Annotated in this window: 17 protein-coding genes; 8 read left to right on the top strand and 9 right to left on the bottom strand. The window is 59.9% G+C overall.

The window, feature by feature from the left end:
- Positions 1–15: 15 nt before the first annotated feature.
- Positions 16–822, bottom strand: a complete 807-nt coding sequence (locus K6T50_RS17460; protein ID WP_225935487.1) for a creatininase family protein — start codon at positions 820–822, stop codon at positions 16–18.
- 120 nt (positions 823–942) lie between these two features.
- On the opposite strand from K6T50_RS17460, the gene K6T50_RS17455 reads away from it, so the two are divergent.
- Positions 943–2,346: an aspartate aminotransferase family protein gene (locus K6T50_RS17455; protein ID WP_222609510.1), complete on the top strand. Its 1,404-nt coding sequence runs from the start codon at positions 943–945 to the stop codon at positions 2,344–2,346.
- On the top strand, positions 2,343–3,881 hold the full coding sequence (locus K6T50_RS17450) for a M81 family metallopeptidase (protein ID WP_222609509.1): 1,539 nt from the start codon (positions 2,343–2,345) through the stop codon (positions 3,879–3,881). The genes K6T50_RS17455 and K6T50_RS17450 overlap by 4 nt, the downstream gene beginning before the upstream one ends.
- Positions 3,882–3,906: 25 nt before the next feature.
- Here K6T50_RS17450 and K6T50_RS17445 read toward each other — a convergent pair whose 3' ends face one another.
- Positions 3,907–4,284 carry a RidA family protein gene (locus tag K6T50_RS17445; protein ID WP_222609508.1) on the bottom strand — a complete coding sequence of 126 codons (378 nt, stop codon included), beginning with the start codon at positions 4,282–4,284 and terminating at the stop codon, positions 3,907–3,909.
- A 250-nt stretch (positions 4,285–4,534) separates the two neighbouring features.
- Here K6T50_RS17445 and K6T50_RS17440 point away from each other — a divergent pair, with 250 nt between their 5' ends.
- From K6T50_RS17440 to rdfA, 3 genes are all read left to right on the top strand, one after another.
- Positions 4,535–5,296, top strand: coding sequence for an IclR family transcriptional regulator (locus tag K6T50_RS17440; protein WP_222609507.1), 762 nt, complete (start codon positions 4,535–4,537; stop codon positions 5,294–5,296).
- A gap of 393 nt (positions 5,297–5,689) precedes the next feature.
- A complete protein-coding gene (locus tag K6T50_RS17435; protein ID WP_222609506.1) occupies positions 5,690–7,615 on the top strand; it encodes an archaea-specific SMC-related protein in 1,926 nt (641 codons plus the stop codon).
- Between the two features lie 135 nt (positions 7,616–7,750).
- Positions 7,751–8,353, top strand: a complete 603-nt coding sequence (rdfA, locus tag K6T50_RS17430; protein WP_222609505.1) for a rod-determining factor RdfA — start codon at positions 7,751–7,753, stop codon at positions 8,351–8,353.
- A 2,115-nt stretch (positions 8,354–10,468) separates the two neighbouring features.
- Here rdfA and K6T50_RS17425 read toward each other — a convergent pair.
- Positions 10,469–10,612 carry a DUF7557 family protein gene (locus tag K6T50_RS17425; protein ID WP_222609504.1) on the bottom strand — a complete coding sequence of 48 codons (144 nt, stop codon included), beginning with the start codon at positions 10,610–10,612 and terminating at the stop codon, positions 10,469–10,471.
- 127 nt (positions 10,613–10,739) lie between these two features.
- The gene (locus K6T50_RS17420; RefSeq protein WP_222609503.1) at positions 10,740–11,204 is read right to left on the bottom strand and encodes a DUF7992 family protein; all 465 of its coding nucleotides are present in this window, start codon (positions 11,202–11,204) and stop codon (positions 10,740–10,742) included.
- A gap of 189 nt (positions 11,205–11,393) precedes the next feature.
- On the opposite strand from K6T50_RS17420, the gene K6T50_RS17415 reads away from it, so the two are divergent.
- Entirely contained in the window at positions 11,394–11,804 is a 411-nt protein-coding gene (locus tag K6T50_RS17415; RefSeq protein WP_222609502.1) for a DUF2267 domain-containing protein, read from the top strand.
- 26 nt (positions 11,805–11,830) lie between these two features.
- On the opposite strand, the gene K6T50_RS17410 is transcribed toward K6T50_RS17415, so the two are convergent.
- Positions 11,831–12,490: a helix-turn-helix domain-containing protein gene (locus tag K6T50_RS17410; protein ID WP_222609501.1), complete on the bottom strand. Its 660-nt coding sequence runs from the start codon at positions 12,488–12,490 to the stop codon at positions 11,831–11,833.
- Between the two features lie 278 nt (positions 12,491–12,768).
- Between K6T50_RS17410 and K6T50_RS17405 the strand changes: the two genes are divergently transcribed.
- On the top strand, positions 12,769–13,011 hold the full coding sequence (locus tag K6T50_RS17405) for a hypothetical protein (protein ID WP_222609500.1): 243 nt from the start codon (positions 12,769–12,771) through the stop codon (positions 13,009–13,011).
- Between the two features lie 126 nt (positions 13,012–13,137).
- Here the strand turns inward: K6T50_RS17405 and K6T50_RS17400 are convergent, their stop codons facing one another.
- Positions 13,138–13,512 carry a hypothetical protein gene (locus tag K6T50_RS17400; protein WP_222609499.1) on the bottom strand — a complete coding sequence of 125 codons (375 nt, stop codon included), beginning with the start codon at positions 13,510–13,512 and terminating at the stop codon, positions 13,138–13,140.
- Between the two features lie 114 nt (positions 13,513–13,626).
- Complete coding sequence (locus K6T50_RS17395) at positions 13,627–14,421, bottom strand: M14 family metallopeptidase (RefSeq protein ID WP_222609498.1); 795 nt, start codon at positions 14,419–14,421, stop codon at positions 13,627–13,629.
- 213 nt (positions 14,422–14,634) lie between these two features.
- Between K6T50_RS17395 and K6T50_RS17390 the strand changes: the two genes are divergently transcribed.
- Entirely contained in the window at positions 14,635–15,081 is a 447-nt protein-coding gene (locus K6T50_RS17390) for an Hsp20/alpha crystallin family protein (protein WP_222609497.1), read from the top strand.
- A gap of 141 nt (positions 15,082–15,222) precedes the next feature.
- Here the strand turns inward: K6T50_RS17390 and K6T50_RS17385 are convergent, their stop codons facing one another.
- The gene (locus K6T50_RS17385) at positions 15,223–15,855 is read right to left on the bottom strand and encodes a phosphoribosyltransferase (RefSeq protein WP_222609496.1); all 633 of its coding nucleotides are present in this window, start codon (positions 15,853–15,855) and stop codon (positions 15,223–15,225) included.
- Between the two features lie 116 nt (positions 15,856–15,971).
- Positions 15,972–16,370: a MaoC family dehydratase gene (locus tag K6T50_RS17380; RefSeq protein WP_222609495.1), complete on the bottom strand. Its 399-nt coding sequence runs from the start codon at positions 16,368–16,370 to the stop codon at positions 15,972–15,974.
- Positions 16,371–16,378 lie beyond the last annotated feature (8 nt).

Here is a 16,378-nt window from a genome sequence, read left to right as displayed (position 1 = left end):
CGGTTCCGCGGTGGGTCACTCGGTGTTCTGGTCGTGGATCTGCCGCAAGACTGCCTCCAACTCATCCCCGAGTCGCTCGTACATTCGCTGTCCTTTCTCCGGGGTTGCTAAACCCGGATTACCAATTGCGCCAGTCTCTGAGTATTCCTCGAAGCTCCGATAGACACCAAGAGGCCCACCTGCGAACATATCATCCAGCGCTTTGTCGTAGGGTTCATCCATTGGTGTACCGTCCAGTTCATCCGTTCTGACTAGGTCCTCATGGAGGTACATCATCAACGAAGTCTCAAACTCACCGCCGTGCCCCATCCCGCCCGGGTCACTCTCTCTGATCTCGTCGATGAATGATTCAGCGAGTTGGAAATACGTCAGCCCCAGCACCTCCGCCGAGGGATGCTCAGTTCCGACCGTGCTGACGGTTCCGTCTACGAGCGCGGCATTGCCGCCGTGCCCGTTGAGAAGTAGTACCGCATCGAAGCCATTCGACAGTGCCGAATCGACCACATCCTCAAGGGCGTGCTGCATGTGTTCGAACTCCAGTGAGACCGTGCCACCAAACGAGAGGTGATGCGGAGAGTAGCCACTCCAGAACGTAGGCAACGTTAGGACGGGGACCTCTTCGCGGACACGCTCGACGCCGAACTGCGCGACAGCAGAGACGAGCAGCGAATCCGTGGCGACTGGGAGATGCCGACCGTGTTGTTCGATACTGCCGATGGGAACTATCAGCACCGAACCATCTGTACGTGCCAACTCGCGGATTTCCGGCGCGGTGCGGGCACTCCAGTCCCCCGGGGCGGTGGTCATGAGGTCAGGTCGCATACTACACTGCTCAGAGAGGTATTACATAAGAGTTCGCGCCGACTGCACTCTATCTATAAATGTGTGAAATCAGAGGGAACCCTGCGGAATGTTTATTATGAGTCTTGGTAACAACTTGCTATGGGTACGCCCGAGTCGGAAGAGCGTTCCGTAGCTGAAAAGCAGTTCACCCAGTACGGAAACAAGAGGCTCGAGAAGTTCTCGCGATCGATCGAACTTCAACGACGAGCTAGTCAAGAGATCCCCGAGTCTACATCGTCGAACTACCGCGGCAGTGGATCGTACGCCCCCTATCCGATGGTTTTCATGGAGAGCGGCAGCGGGGCTGAACTCACTGACGTAGACGGGAACAACTACATCGACTTCCACGCTGGTGTCTCAGCGATAATCAACGGTCACAGTCCTTCTAGACAGATCGAGGCTGTTAAACAACAGATCGACAACGGGCCGTACTTCGCTACTTCATACGAAAAGGAACACGAGGCGGCCCACCTTCTCAACGAGATGGTCCCGTCTAGCGATCTGGCGAAATTCATCAGCACTGGAACTGAGGCCATCATGAGCGCCATTCGATTGGCCAGAGCCTACACAGGCAAAGAAAAGGTGCTCAAATTCGAGGGAATGTATCACGGCCACACAGACTACGCCTTGGTCAATGTCCATCCCGGCGCCGAGGATCTCGGTACCAGACGGAACCCGACGAAAATCCCGGAGACAACCGGCATTCCACAAGAGACGATGGAGACAGTCGAATCCGCCCCCTGGAACGACATCGACCTACTCGAAGAGAAGCTAGAGCGAGAAGGCGACGACATCGCGGCAGTCATGACCGAGGCCGTGATGAGCAACAGCGGGTTGCTGTGGCCCGAAAACGGGTACCTAGATGAACTCCGTCGACTGACGAACGAACACGATGTGCTATTCATTCTTGATGAGGTCGTGACTGGCTTTCGAATGGGCCTCCAAGGTGCCCAGGGCTACTTCGATATCGATCCCGACCTAACCGTCTTCGGCAAAGCGATGGCGAACGGTTATCCCTGCGCTGCGCTCTGTGGCCGCGAAGAGGTCATGCGGTTTCTGGAGTCAGGGAGCGACAAATCGACCTTTATGGGGACGTTCTCCGGGAACCCGTTGGTCGTGGCAGCGGCCCATGCCAACCTCGAGCTTCTACATGAAGTGGGCGAACAAGGCTACAAGAAACTCTATGACAGGGGTGAGCGCTTGACAGCGGGTCTCAAGGAAATACTTGCAGACGCAGGGCACGATGTCTTTGTACCGAAATTTGCCGGATTCTTCGCTGTTCATTTCCTCGACGGCGGGGGCGACCCGGCGGCGTGGCGCGAGTACCGCGACATCGGGCCGAACACCGACCCCGATGCCTACAGCCGGTTCGCAGCCGCGATGATGGGTGAGGGAATCTTCCTTCCACCGAAAACGGGACGTATAAATCTCATGCACGCCCATACCGATGAGCACATCGACGAGGCCTTAGAGGCGGCTAAAGTCGCCGCCGATCACGTATGAGCCACACAGTCGTAGTGGGTGCGTTCGCCCACGAGACGAACACGTTCGTCCCGGACGCGGTCACCAGAGCGGATTTCCAAGCGCGTGAGGAGTACCTGTACGACGCGGTGCCGAGGAACATGCGAGGAACCGAGACGGCGATCGGTGGCGTCATCGACGTCGCCGACGAGGAGGAGATAGACCTCATCCACACAGTATCGGCGTTCGCCACCCCCGGTGGCGTCGTGGATGACGATACGTACGAGTTCTACACGGACCTCATTCTCGACGCAGTCAGAGACAACGTGGACGAACTGGACGGAGTCATGCTTCCGCTCCATGGCGCGATGGTCACCGAATCCGACAGCGACGGCGAGGGACGACTCATCCAAGACGTCCGGGACATCGTCGGTGAAACGGTACCTGTCGTCGTCACACTCGATCTACACGGAAACGTCTCCGGGAGGATGGTCGAAGCCGCCGATGCGTTGGTGGCCTACGAGACCTATCCCCATCTCGATAAGGCAAAGACCGGCGAACGCGGGATGCGATTGCTCCTCAGGGCCATCGAAGGTGACATTGATCCGTCGATGCATATGGAGCGGCCACCGGTCATCGCGTTCCAGCCGAAGGCTTACACCCCGAATGGGCCGATGGCAGAGGTGATGACCAAGGCCCGGCAACTCGAACAGCGGCCCGGTGTTTTGAAAGTGAACGTGCTGCCCGGGTTTTATCACGCGGATATCCCCGAGATGGGGTACACGATCCCCGTAGTAACCGACGACGATCCCGACACCGCTCGAGATGTCTCGCGGGAGCTGGCTGAATTCGTCTGGACGAAGCGTGAGGAGTTCGTCGAGGAGTATCCGAAACCGTCCGAAGCCATCCGCACAGCCAAAGAACTCCAAGCGGAGATGGATCCTGAAGACGGCCCCATTGTCATGGCCGATTTCGGCTCGAATCCCGGCGGGGGCGGCGCCTCCGATGGGACGACAGTTCTAAGAGAGATTTTGGACCAAGGAATCGAAAAAGCCGGTTGGGCCATTATGCACGACCCCGAAGCGGTGGAGAAGTGTCTCAACGCGGGAGTCGGAAACCGCGTCACAACCGACATCGGGGGCAAGACCGATGATAACCATGGCGAGACGATCGAGAACGTCGACGGCTACGTGAAGGCCATTACAGACGGTCGCTATGTGAACACGGGGACCTCACATTCTGGAAAGGGCGTCCAGAACGACATCGGAACCACGGTCCGGTTCCAGTGTGGGACCAACGATTCGGTGACCGTGGTACTCGCACCGACTCGAGCCTCCGCATTCGACGCAGAGATCTGGCGTCACATCGGCCAGCCTCCCGAACGATTGGATATGATCTGCATCCCGAGTCTTATCGCATTCCTCGGTGACTACGAGACGATGTCGAGCGAGGTCATCCTCATCGATACGCCAGGAACCAGTGCCGTGAACCCCGCACGATTCGACTATGAGCGGATTCCTCGGCCGTTGTTCCCGCTCGATGATCTAGCTGATGACGCCTATCCGAACTGGGACTGACCGAGCAGCCAGCATCCGTCTTCTCTCAGTCCTCCACTGCAGCGATGACGTCGATCTCGACCGCGATATCGACTGGAAGGTTCACCACCTCCATAGCGGTCCGCGCGGGGAATGGCTCCGAGAGTCTGGCGCCGTACGCCTCGTTGACCTCGTCGTAGTACTCGATATCATCAAGGTAGACCGTCGCCTTGACGATCGAATCTAAGGATGACCCTCCTGCCTCGAGAATTCGCTGAATGTTGTCGAGGGTTAGGTGTGTTTGTTCGCTAGGAGTCGAACCGAGGATCTCCCCTGACTGTGGGTCAAGCGGACCCTGCCCCGAGACATACACTGTTCCATTGTGAATGATTCCCTCCGAAAAGGGGAGATCACTGCTCTCCGGGCCGGATGTGATTTTCTCCATATTCAGTGCTGTATGTACGGGTGCATAATGACTTCCCCTTCATAGCCTGTCCGGGAGAGTCGAATCCATATTCGGTAATACCGTCCACAGTGACGCCGTATTCCTGAGTCAGATTATGAAGTTATCGTCTGATTCATGGCTTGTAACGTGCGTATGCGATATCTAATGTTGGAAACGGAGATGGATTCGAATGTGTCACTTGTTCGGTGATGCGGAACATATATTACAGATCGTCCCGCCATGTCTACTCATGGCACGAAACGATTCGCTCGTCAAGTCGCTCGGGACCGGGTTCGAGATAGTCGCAGCAATAGAAGATATGGAGGACGCTGGTATTACGGACATCTCGCGGGAGACCGGTATCGCCAAGAGTACCGTTCACGACCACCTGAAGACCATGGTCGAAAACAAATACGTGATTAAACGGGGGAACACCTACGAGCTCAGTCTGAAGTTTCTCACACATGGCGGTCGCAAACGGGACGAAATGGACCTCTATCAGGTGGCTAGACCTGAGATCCGAGACCTCGCCAACGAGACGGGTGAATTGGTGAACTTGGTGACCGAAGAACACGGTTTAGGTGTCTACCTAGATCTCAAACGCGGAGACAACGCGGTGAATCTGGACTCGTACCTAGGCAAGCGCGAGTACCTTCACTCGACTGCTGTCGGAAAAACAATTCTCGCCCACCGACCTGAAGAGTTCGTCGATGATGTCGTTAAAAATTATGGTCTTCCGGCTGAAACAAGTAATACCGTTGCTACCCGTGAAGAGCTCGATAACCGGTTGGAGACGATCCGTTCACGGGGGTATGCAATCGACCAAGAGGAGCGACTCCCGGGGTTGTGCTGTGTCGCCGCGCCGATTACTGATGGAAGCGATTACGCCCTCGGGTCAATTAGTATCTCCGGGCCGAAAAGCAGGATGCAGGAGGACAGACTGAACACCGAACTCGCTGATCGGGTTTCACAGGTAGCAAACGTCGTCGAAGTCAATCTCGCATACTCATAGGATTGTTCGGTCATCCCGAACACTAGTGAAGGACATTGACTATTACATCATTACAGGCGTAATCCTTTTTGGCATTACTAGTGAGGACGTCTGTCCCTCAGTTCGGACGGACACCACGGACTTCATGAGAATTTCGTAGGTAGCGTTGTCCAGTTCGCACGGGTTTGAACGTGATGAGATGGCCAATTCGGTAACTGCCGAGACTCGACGTTGAAGCTCCCCAATAGTATCCGCTTTAGTATTGGCGATGTCTTCAGTTGCCGGTGGGAGACTCGATCCGCATTCCTTCGTGAGGTGTGTGGCTTTTGAGATGGCAGCAGCGAGCAGTATCCTGCTTGCAGACTGTTACAATCGTTCAATAGATTTAACTGACAGACGCCCTCCTATGGGACTGTGTCATCAGAACAAGTTTCGCATCAACAGACTCGGGTTAAAGTACGCAATATCGGTGGGATCGATGAAACAACGGTAACGCTCCCTCCCGGTGTGTCCGTGCTTGCTGGCCGAAACGCATCGAACAGGACATCCTTCCTCCAAGCGCTCATGGGTGGGCTCGGCAGCACGCAAACCACGTTGAAAGGCGACGCTGAGGAGGGATCAGTTACGCTGGAACTCGGCGGGGAAACCTATACTCGGACACTGAAACGTAGCGGTGACACCGTTGTGTTCGGCGGCGATCCGTATCTCGAGGACCCCGAGATCGCCGACTCGTTCGCGTTCCTGCTCGAAGACAACGAGGCACGACGCGCTGTCGCCCGCGGTGACGATCTCAGAGAGATCATCATGCGCCCGATCGACACCGATCAGATCGAAGCCGAGATCGAGGCGTGCGAGCAGGAACGCGACGAACTCGAATCGAAGATCCAAGAACTCGACCGGCTCGAACAGGAACTCCCACAACTCGAGGCCGAGAAGAAAGAAACGAAAGAGGAGTTGGAAACAGCCCGTGACAAGCTCGAAACAAAGCAGGCCGAACTCGATGCAGTCGATACCGGCGTCGAGGAAAGTCGCTCACGGAAACAGGACCTCGAAGACGCGTTCGATCGCGTTCGTGACGCGCGATCCGAGTTGGACGATCTGGAATTCGATTTGGAAACCGAACGATCTACGATCGAACAGCTCGAAGCGGAACGCGACGAATTGGAGGCGAGTCTCGAGGAACTGGAGGAGGTGACGGAGTCTACGGACAGGCTCGAAGGCCGTATTTCGGAACTCCGTGAACGAAAGCGATCGCTCGACGATACTATCAACGAACTCGGGAGCGTCATCAATTTCAACCAGGAGATGCTGAATGGGGAAGGGATAGACCTCGAGACCGACACGGATCCGACGGACGCACTCCTCGAGAACGACGAGACGGTGTGTTGGACCTGCGGGTCCGAAGTCGAGACCACCCAGATCGAGGACACGCTACAGCGGCTTCGTGACCTGCGGTCAGACAAACTCGATGAGCGGAATCGTATCCGCTCAGAGATCGATGAGTTGAGTGAACAGAAGGAATCGATCAGGGAACGGAAGAGCGAGCGCCAACAGACCGAACGACGGCTCGAAACGGTCGAATCGGACATCGAATCATCACGCGAGCGCGTCGCTGAGCTTGAACAACGTATTGAAGATCAAGAACAACGAGTTTCCGAACTCGAAGCGGAAGCCGAGAGCATCGAGCTAGAAGACCACGACGAAGTCCTCGAACTCCACCGCGAAATCAACGGGATCGAGCTTCGAATCGACCGGCTGGAGTCAGAGCTTGACGAGATCAACGAGGAAATCGCGGACAAAGAGTCGGCTATCGAACAACGAGATGAACTCACTGCAGAACGCGAAGCGGTCACCGAGCAGCTCACTGAACTACGAACGCGGGTCAACCGTATCGAACAAGACGCTATCGAGAACTTCAATGAGCACATGGAAACCGTCCTCGACATCCTGGAATACGACAACCTCGATCGGATCTGGATCGAACAACGGGAGACAGAGGTCCGAGAGGGTCGAAAGAAGGTGATGCGGTCTCGATTCGATCTCCATATCGTTCGTTCGACTGCGGACGGGACCGTCTACGAAGACACGATCGACCATCTCTCCGAGAGCGAGCGCGAAGTTACCGGATTGGTGTTCGCGCTTGCCGGTTATCTCGTACACGACGTGGCAGAGAAGGTCCCGTTTATCATCCTCGACTCGTTGGAGGCGATCGACTCCGACCGGATTTCTCATGTTGTCGATTACCTGAGTGAACATGCGGATTTCCTCGTGGCGGCTCTCCTTCCCGAGGACGCGGCAGCCCTCTCTGAAGAGTACACGTACATCGAGAATATCGACTGAGCGAATACTCTACCTCACTTCCCTTAATTGAATATTCCCCGTCAATCTGTGAAATTTGGTGCCTATGGAAACCCTTGAATGACACGGAGAGTATTACACCGTTAGGTATGTAAAGGAAAGTTCCGTAGGTCAGGTATGTCCAACGGTACAAACTCTCGTAGGACGAAGGTTGCCCGAGTGATAGACAAGTACGAGCTTACAGAGATGGGCGATCAGCTCGAGGCAGAATGGACCGGGCAGCATGGTGAGCGAACGAGTCTCCGGGACCTTGCGGACGAGTTCAATGAAGCAGTGTTAGCGGCAGCGCTTCGCCGAACAGGGGAGTCACCCATGGAGTATGAGATTTCCGGGACGTACCAGACGCTGACGAGTGATTCCAGCACGGACGCGACTCGCGCTCGGAGACGGCTCGAACGGGAAGGTATCGACGTCGACGCAGTTACATCCGACTTCGTCACCCACCAGGCCATACACACGTTCCTGAAACAAGACAGAGAGGCGAGTCTTCCAGCAGACAATACCGATCTGCCTGAACGGAAGATCGAATCGATAGAGAAACTGCAAGGCCGGCTCGCGGCGGTGACCGAATCGGCCATCGGCTCGCTAGCGTCCTCAAACGACTTAGACCGAGACGACTACGACGTTCTCGTGGATGTTCGAACTGTTTGTCCGGATTGCGGTTCAGATCTACCTGTGGGGGAATTGTTGAGAGACGGAGGCTGTGAATGTACGATGTAACCGCTGACCCTCGAGTCAAGCCAGTATTACATCAAGCAACAGCCCCATTTCTTTCAATAATATCATTGTACCGACAAAGCATACGCGGAATCTCGTGTTAGCCTGCGAAACCTGTACAGTGACGTCTGATCAGAGGTCGAACACGGTTGCTCCGTTCCCGAGTTCCGATAGGTGCACGTCCTCGATGTGTCCACGGATCGATCGCTGTTCGGGTCCAGTGATCGGGACCGCGATGTGTTCAGGATTGGAGTCGTCGCCCTCTGATCAGGCCGGCGTCGTTCGGATGGGCTGATCTCGGCAGGAAGATCGCGTGTGCAGCCGTGTTTTTCGAGTTAGAGTTCGTGGAGTCAGAAGCGACACCGATCCGGGTGGTGAAGCTCGGTCTTCACTCCATCTACAGAACTACCAGATCCATATACTATATCTAAAATTGATATGTATCAAGCCGTTCGACTGATCAAACCTGGGTATGAAAGGCTGGCCCACGGCCACCCACGGTAAAACCCGCATCGCGTTGCGATCGACCATACCGTGATCCAAGTCGACGGCCGGCGCTAGTGGCTGTACGCTGCATCGATTCCAACACAAACGAACTCCTCCGTGTGAAGGCCGTAACAGGACAGGAATTCGGCCTCTCTGAAACCGTCTCCCGAGAGGTTAGCGAGAGCACGACGTGGACTACTGATATAGGTGCGAGCGCATACCCCCTCAGGCGGGGGTCAAGCGGACAACAGCCACGCTTGTTCGGTAGATTCAAAGCCGTGGTCCCTGTTCTCACGGATGCTACGGATTCGGTGAGATGCCGTCCTCGAACCATACGGGGTGGCGAACCGTCGGTGGTTCGCACGGCGATGACATGGAATCCGACGGGGCCTCATTGGCCGGGCCACAGCCCTCCGAGGGAGGTAAACGATAGTTCCCCCGGGGTGTCGCCGGTTCCCTCCGAGTGCGGGTTGGAACCGAAGGGCATCGACCGCCCGAATCCGATGGTCGGATTCCTCCGTCTTCACGCGGAGGAGGAGGTCAATGCTTCTCCTCGGTGACATTCTCTCCGCCCTACAGGGCGGGGCTTCCCACAATGACAGTCCTTGCTGAGTTGGGAACCTCGGGTTTGCATCCCGTCGTGATACAGGGAGTGCCACGCCCCCCGTATCCCTATCCTCGGGGGATTCGGGAGTACCTTGCTTGTTTTTTGACGGTATCCACAGCGGTCAACTCGACGGGATACCGTCGACCGACCGAATGGAACTCCCGATACTGTCTTAGTACATCGGGCGGGTAGACCGCCTCGGTTGGTAGCACAGACGGTCTGTACCCGTGTGAATCTACCGATGACGGCGCTGTATCACCGCCCTGAAGGGCGAGTTTTAGCGCCTGTTCCCAAGAAAACGCTTGAAGCCAGTGTACGGCGTTGCGTCGGAGAGACTGAATGCAATTGGAGATCGGGGGGTTCGGCGTTTTAGTAACCCGAAAATACGTTCGTCGCCGTTTCGACTACCGTAGTTCTCGCGGAGAGCGGCGAGAACCATCTCCGTGAACGCTCGGCTTCTCGTCGGGGAACGCTCGACGTGCCGTGTTCAGGCCGTTGCGGGAGTGACTCCTAAGTGCAGCCAGAACGGTTCATTGTTCGGGTGGATCACGGTATCTTCAAACGCACCGTGATCAGGGGTTCAACCTCGTGCGACTGTACCGCGACCTTCTGACCCATGCTATGAACGTGGGGATTGACAGCGCTCGGCCAGATTATCTAGAAAATCAAATAGGTATCCGAAATTAGCAGTTTAGGTATATAAATTCGGGTGTTGAGCTTCGTCACGGGGTCAGGTACCGCCTCTCGCCCCAGATACTCTATCGATACTCCGGGTTCTCGACGTAGGTTTCGACCTCGACAATTCGGGTTTCGAAACCCGAATTGCCCTTTGTGAGTTCTTCGAGCCTGAGAGGACTGTTGGTTCGAGGTCGGTCCAGACGCCTGTTCAGAGGCGGTCAATGTCGACGGGGATGCGACGGGACCGATAGAACGAGTTCACGGGCGTAGGTGCGTCTTCGCGACCGTAGACAGAGCCGAAGCGTCACTGCGAAGGAAACGGACTACCGAATCCGCCGGTACCCCGGCTAGGCGCCTTCCTGGAGGAAGCGACCCTCCTGCTCGTATATCGAGATTAATTCTTCGAGGAACTCCTCGATGGTCTCGTCCTCCTCGAGGTGGCCTTCGATGCGCTCCACGAGGTCGTCGCTGAGTTCGACAGTGGTCCCCATAGATAGATGTTCGCGCGACAAGGTGTTAAATCCCGTTCCGAATCCGACCGATCGGGATACGACATCCGATGATCTCGAGTGGAATCCAGTTGCGGCCGATACCGGATCGGGACGGGCCGCGTTCGGATCACTCCTCGGGCGACTCGTCGTCGAACGTCTCCTCGGTCCACGGTTCCTCGACGCCGCTGTCGGCGTCCCAGTCGAGATACGCGTCGTCGAGCGTCTCGACGACAAGCTCGCACAACTCCGCGAGTTCGGTTTCCGCACTGGCGGCCAGATCGGCGTCGGTTTCTCCCGTCGTGGTAACCGTTGGAACCTCGTGTCGGATCCGCCCCTCGGTCGGGTCCCAGAAGAAGTCTACCTCCTCGAACCGACCGGCATCCGCGAGCGCGGTGATCTCCGATTCAGTCAGGTCCGTGTACTCGGCCCATTCGTGGAACGCATCCGACCACGCGCCGTCGGCGAGCGCCCCTTCGAGTTCGGCCCGACGGAGGTCGCCGTCCGGATCGCTCACCTCGTCGGCGTCGATGACGCTCGGCACCGGTCGGTTGGTCAGGTCGGGCTGGGCGGGCGTCTCGACATCGAGCACCATACCGGAGGGTTCGTCGACATCGATGATAACTGTCGACGTAGTTTCACTGCTACTTGAGATCGTCGGTGAACCTCTTGGTCGCGCCTCGGTTCGAATGCGCGGTCGAGCGCTCGGCCGTGTGGACCTCGTCGCCGCGGCGTGGGAAGCGCCGTGACCACTCATGGGTGTTCCCCGCGATGCTCACACCGTATGAACTTCGATGAGTTCACCGGACAGGTCCAACATCGTCTTTCGCTGCCTGGAACAGGGGAGTCCGTCCGCGCCATCCGGGCGACGCTGACGACACTCGGCGAGCGGATCCAGGAAGGGGAGGCGACCGACCTCGCGGGGTCGCTGCCGATGGAGATCGACTACTACCTGACCGACGCCGTCGAGGAACACGGACAGCGGTTCGACTGGACCGAGTTCATCGAGCGCGTCTGGGAACGGGAAGGAATGCAAGATCGTGACGACCGCTCCGACGCCGCATATCACGCGCGGGTCGTCCTCGATGTTGTGAACGAGATCGTCTCGCCCAACGAGATGCGTCAGGTCCGCGAACAACTTCCGGCCGACGACGGCTGGGACGAGCTGTTCGACGTGATCGACCAGAACGCCTAGCTCCCGATCCGACGCGAATTCGATCCTCACGCGAGATCGCGCGCGTCGGCCTCGAGGGTGTCGGCGAGCAGGTTTTGCAATGCGCGTCGCAACCGCTGTGAGGCGGCCGTATCGGAGATCCCGAGCCGGTCGGCCAACTCCGCGAGCGTCACTCCCCGCGGCACCGCGAAGTAGCCCGCATCGAACGCGGTCGCGAGCGCCTCGCGCTGGGCGGACGTGAGCGCCCGTGATTCCGACGGTCGGAGGGCTTCCCCCTCCTGCACGCGCTCGACGGAGAGTCGAATATCCCGGTCGAGACAACGGTGATAACAGTCGGTGAGTTGTTCGTGGCTATCGAACCGGAGCGTGAGGTGCCACGTTCCGCGGGTCGCAACCGCCTCGACGCAGACGGCGTCGGCGTCACGAAGCGCCGTCAACACCGGCGATCGGGGACCCGTCCACCGAACGCGCACGAGCCACTCGTCGTCGCCACGCTGGAGCGGTTCGAGCTGATAGACGGAGGGCTCCGCGGCGACGAGATCGCACACCGTTTTCGGATCGTCGGCCGAGACCGTGAGGTACGGCGCGAACTCGTCCCCGAGCGGGACCGCGCATTCGAGCTCGATCCGTGCGTCGCCGGCGACGGCGAGGGCCCTCCCGAGGAGGAACTCGCGAGGGGCAACCGCGACCGTCGCGTGAACGGCCATTCGGGCGACCAGAGATCCGCCAGGGACGTGAATCGCGCCAGTCTTTTCCAGAGCGTGGAATCACGGTGGGCACCCGGGACCGATGACCGGACCGATACCCGCCCCGTCTTGAACTCGTTGGAGACCGATAGTCAGCGTTCATACGATGGCACGGCGAGGATATGAGCGGGGAGTTGGTCGACGGACGACATGTCGTCGGCCACCCCGAACGCGATCGGCGCGACCGCGACGGATGGCGACCGTAGGACGCGCGAACGAACACGAGAGCTACAGCATCCATGGTACGAAACTTCAGGGCCGAAGACGAGGGGAAGCGCGTGATAACCGCCGACGGCGACGAGATCGGAACGATCGAGGAAACGTCGGGATCGATGGCGCACGTCAAACCGTCGTCGAACCTGTCACAGAGCGTCCGACGCCGCCTCGGCTGGGCGGAGGAGGGGGAGGATATGTACGAGCTGCGAACGTCCAAGGTCGACGACATCGGGTCGAACGAGATCAAACTCAAGAAGAACCTCTGAGCGGCGGCGAACGCCACGGAGAGACCGTTCGAACGGCGAAATTTTTCTTCGGCGCCTCACTTCGAGAGCGTTCGAACTCTCGTGACTGACATGCGGCGGGCTGCTATGCGGGTGACCGAGGACGGTTCACCGACGTGAGCGGTGAGGCTTGTCGTGTTCCGATCCGGATCGATCGTCCGCCACGCCCCGACCCTCCGTCCCCCGAGCGTCTTCGAGGAGCGAGTCAGCGTCCGAGTCGGCGGCGGCGAGCACGACGGTCGCCTCCCCCTCGCCGACCACCGCGTCCGGGTCGAGCCTGTACCGGCCGCCCTCGTGCCATGAGGGAGCGATCCAGGAGTCGCACCCGCGTAACAACCCCGGGTTGGGCTTGGCGTGCCACTCGTCGGCGTCGCCCTCGCCGTCGCCGTCCTCCCCGTCGCCCCGACGTGCCCAGCCGACCGGCTGCCCCTCGGCCGTCACGAGCCGCTTCCACCCCGTCGTGTCTGCGTGTGTCGGTCCCATCTGGGTTCCTCCGTTATCGGCGCGTCGACCGCGGTCGCCCGCAGTCGGCGCGCGTATCCCTGAGATTCACACGCCAGGGACATAGCCGACGGCCATGGACAGTGCTACCGTTTATCACTGTTCGGCGGGTTCGCCGTCATCATTGGGAGCACTCCCGGGGGCGACAAGCCTGCGCTCCAGTTCCTCAAGGTGGCTCATCCCGACGACGACGGCGACGTCCCCCTCGCTTCGAAGCGCCGAGAGCCTCGCCACCATCACGTCCTCACGGGTCCGATCGACGAGCGCCGTTTCGGGCGGCGGCTCGACCACGCCGACGAACGCACGATGTTGCGCGAGGTGACTCGCCTCGTGCTCGGCTTGCACGTCGGGATCGTCGAGCAGCGTCGCGTCGTACTGGATATGCGCGTACACTCGTGGCGTGTACGGCGTGAAGGCGGCGACGATCGCCCCGAGCCGGCAGGCCACGGCCTGCCCGAGCCCGCGAGCGAGATCGGAGACGACCGGCCGTGTGAGCGTTCGTGCGGCGGAGTCGTTCCGGAATCGGTCGAACAGCGCCGCGAGGTAGCGGCGGTTCGGCGCGTCGACGCCGACGACGCGGGCCCCCTCGGCCGCCCGGATGGCCGCGCTCATCTCCCCGCCCAGCCGCGGCGGCACGTGCGAGTCGCTCGCGTACCGGCGAAACAACGGGACCGAAAGCGGCGGCAACTCGACCGCGAGCACGTCCGGCGGGAACGATTCGAGCAGGTGTGAGACCCGGAACACGCTCGCCGGGTGATCGTGGACGACTCCGAGGAGCAGCACCGAGCCCGAGCCGTCGGAACCACGAAGACAGCGCACGTGCCCCGAGTCGAGTCGGGGATCGGCCGTCTCCGCGTTCACCTCGGCCAGCACCTCGTCACAGTCGATCATGGAATCTCGGATGTGTGGCGGCTCGGGAACACGGCGGGCGGGACTCCTCGAACGTTCGGGAGAGATCCGACGTGCCGCCGGTCGCTACGTCCGATCACGAACCGTACCTACCTCTAGCTGTCGGCGATAAGGCCCCGGCGGTCGTTTCCACGCCGGTCCGATCGACGGAGCGTATTTTGTGTCGGTCGGCGAACGACGAGTGAGGGAGCACCGATGCCACCACAGAGAGACCCGTTCGCCGAAGTGGAACAGCTCATCGAGCGGATGAACCGACAGCTGGAGGCCGCGACCGGGTCGTGGTCCGGCGAGGAGTTCGCCGACGAGGAGGAGTACGCGCCCGTCGACCTGGTGGAGTACGACGACGAGTTCGTCGCGACCGTCGACCTCCCCGGGTTCGACCGGTCGGAGGTGACGGTCAAAGTGACGGACAACACGCTCCGGATCGCCGGCGAGCGCGAGGACGCAACTGAGGAACGCGAAGGGGAGGGAAACGAGCGTATCCTGCGGCGCGAACGGCGCCACCAGTCGGTGCAACGGTCGCTCAGTCTCCCCGACGAGGTCGAGACGGACGGCGTCACCGCCGAGATGAAAAACGGCGTGTTGGCCGTGACGCTCCCGCGACAGGAGATCGAATCGGCCCGGGAGATCGAAGTCGAGTAAACGACGCCGTTCGGGTCCGCAACCGCCGAGCGCGACGATGACTCGTCGGCTCGTCCCGGCCGGCTGCTCAACGTCGGCCGTGTCTTCGGAGACGGGTGGGGTTCGAAGCGTATCAGATCGGCAGCAATCGTCGTGTACCCGTCAGTGTCCGTCAGTGGTAAGGTACGAACGGGCTTGTTCGTCGGTGACCTGATCGAATATTCGGTAGAACTGCCCGACTGCGCCGAAAGATGACGGGGTCTCCACGCAAACAACGTCGTCGACCTCGGCGGCCAGCCGGGCGAGGGTGTCCGGGGGAGCGACCGGAACGGCCAACACGATCCGGTCGGCGTCCGCGGCGGCGATCTGCCGGAGACACGCGTGCATCGTCGCGCCGGTCGCAACGCCGTCATCGACGACGACGACGCGTTTGCCCGCCAGTTCCAACGGTGGACGGTCGCCGCGGTAGCGGTCCACCTTCTCACGGGCGGCTTCGCGTTCGCGCTCGCGACGCTCGGCGACGTACTCGTCGTCGATCCCGGCGTCCGCGATGAGCTCCTCGTTGAGCCAGACGCTGCCGTCGCTCGCGACGGCACCGATCGCGAGTTCCGGGTTCCACGGGGCGCCGATCTTTCGGGCGGAAACGATGTCGAGCGGTACCCCCAGGCGGTCGGCAACCGCGCGACCGATCGGGAGCCCACCCCGCGGCACCGCGAGCACGATTTCGGCTTCGACGCCGCGCTCCGCGAGGAGGGCGGCCACCCGGTCGCCGGCGTCGTTCCTGTCCTCGAACATCCGTCGTCCTCTCACGCGTCGTGACGCCCGCGTCTTCGTCGCCCGACACATTGAACGGTTCGACCAAGCGGTCCACCGGCGACGAACCGGGGGACCGGACGCCGAGTCCACCCCGGTCAGGCGTCGTGGGGCACCGACAGCACCGTCGCTTCCCCCTCGATCACCGGCTCGCCGTCGACCGACGCGACCGTTTCGACGCGGATCCGGTCGCCGCCGATCTCCTCCTCGACGCTGGCGCGCGCCTCGATCGTGTCGCCCGGTCGTACCGGGGCCTCGAACGAACAATCCTGATCGAGATACACGATGTCGCCTGGAAGCGACGCGAGCGCGGCGCTGACGACGCCGGCACCGAGCATCCCGTGGGCGATCCGGCCGCCGAACATGGTCTCGCTCGCGTACGCCTCGTCGAGGTGTATCGGGTTCTCGTCGCCCGTGAGGGCGGCGTACTCGTCGATAGTCTCGGCCGTCACGTCGATGCTCGCGGTCGCGGCGTCGCCGACGGTTGCGACTGGCATGGTCGTGC

The organism is Halobaculum magnesiiphilum (genome assembly GCF_019823105.1).
Taxonomy (GTDB): Archaea; Halobacteriota; Halobacteria; order Halobacteriales; family Haloferacaceae; genus Halobaculum; species Halobaculum magnesiiphilum.
Note: the sequence above shows the minus strand (reverse complement) of the source record. Positions and strands in the feature narration are given on the sequence as shown.